The organism is Microcystis sp. LE18-22.4A (assembly GCF_027531105.1).
Lineage (GTDB): Bacteria > Cyanobacteriota > Cyanobacteriia > Cyanobacteriales > Microcystaceae > Microcystis > Microcystis aeruginosa.
Window position 1 is genome coordinate 1 of record NZ_JAPZRB010000036.1, and the last position, 1,564, is coordinate 1,564.

The 1,564-nt window shown below is 43.5% G+C and carries 1 protein-coding gene; it reads right to left on the reverse strand.

The genetic code is table 11. From position 1 onward, the window contains the following. Positions 1 to 319 precede the first annotated feature (319 nt). The gene (locus tag O9295_RS01685) at positions 320 to 976 is read right to left on the reverse strand and encodes a choice-of-anchor K domain-containing protein (protein WP_158199759.1); all 657 of its coding nucleotides are present in this window, start codon (positions 974 to 976) and stop codon (positions 320 to 322) included. Positions 977 to 1,564 lie beyond the last annotated feature (588 nt).

Consider the following 1,564-nt stretch of genomic DNA (forward strand, 5'->3'; position numbering starts at 1 on the left):
GCACAAACTCCTCGTCAACAGTAAATCAGTTGATACGTCATCTTTCTGAGAAATGCCCTCACCTCAACCGTGGCAGGATCGATCGCCGGTTCGACTGGGAAAAAATCGCTAGGGGATGCGATCGATAGAACAAGGGCAAGCGAAATCTAGGTTAGCTTTCCCGTCACGTTTTGCTCTTAGTTTTAAAGGGCTATACTCTACTGTATCAACGGGCATTACATCGCTCCAAAAACTCCAATAACTTTTCTTCCCACATTAATGACGGCTTTTTCTGTATTTTTCACCCAGTCATCCCCTTAAAGCTTTATTTCTGTTTGTATCACTTGTTACTTTTTGAAATGAGAATTGCTGCTACTCCAAAGCATACTAGCAAGAGAGCAGAGGGTTCTGGCACTTGTACTGTCTGTGCTATACCAAAGTGTAAGAACTCAAAACCATTATCAACGTTCCTGTAATCCACATGGATCTGTGCGATGTTCGTAGTTAAGCCGCCAAAGAAGAGATTTTTACTATTCTCTTGGTTCTGGATGTTTCCGTTTCCAACCATTAAGCCATTACTTGGATTCCACAAGTTCGGACCGGTATCACCTGAATATATTCTAAATTCCCCAAGTACCGTCCAAAAAGTCAGAGGAATCGGGTTGTTTGAACTGTCGAAGGCACTGATTACGAATTCATTCGTAGCTCTTAAATTTCCTAACGTAAAAATGGTGCCGCTGTCAGGCGAAACCCCACTAAAAGTGAAAGTGATCGAAGCATCTCCCGATTGGCTAACAAATAATCCCTCAACGGGGTTTCCAAACGGGAAGGTCGAATCTGGTGGGGTTACAGAGATAGGTAATACAGATTGAAATGAGTGTACGTAACTTACTGTTCCTGTGCCTGAGCTATTTGAAAAAGGCCGAGATGAACCCATCGTCCAATCAACCCAGATAACGGGGTTGACATATTTAAACAATGATTTTAATTGCCTCATATTTTTTCAGTAAAATTTGAGAACATGGGAGTGCGATGGTTGGCTTTAAGCAATACCGTCCTGTTTTGGAAACTGCGGCGGCAGTTCTGCTGGATAACTGTACCGTGACTTTATTAGCTGACCGAGGGTTTGAACATGGCTTTTTAATACGCTGATTAAGACAAAGGGACTGGTCTTAGTATATTCGCGTAAAATCTGAGCCACAAGTGACCTTGGCCACTGGGAAACAAGAGTCCGGAGCCACGGCTGTTGCCTGAGCTAGGACGAGCTAATTTGTTTGACTTATGTAGGAACAATAAAGGAATATGATCGGAAATGTTGAATCCGCACATAAAACTTTACAGACAAGCTGACGAGAACAGGCGTTCACCCAGAGATATACCTGGACTTCCCCGTTGACAAAAAGCCATAACCTGTGCTTTGGGAAAGATTAACAGAATTTCCGCCGCCCCGTTACTGGGTACAAATCAGAGAAACTCCTAATAAATCTAAAGCCGCACAAACTCCTCGTCAACAGTAAATCAGTTGATACGTCATCTTTCTGAGAAATGCCCTCACCTCAACCGTGGCAGGATCGATCGCCGGTTC

Bases quoted from the DNA above. Each gene is read 5' to 3' on its own strand.
- O9295_RS01685 (WP_158199759.1), bottom strand. From the start codon at position 976: ATGAGGCAATTAAAATCATTGTTTAAATATGTCAACCCCGTTATCTGG.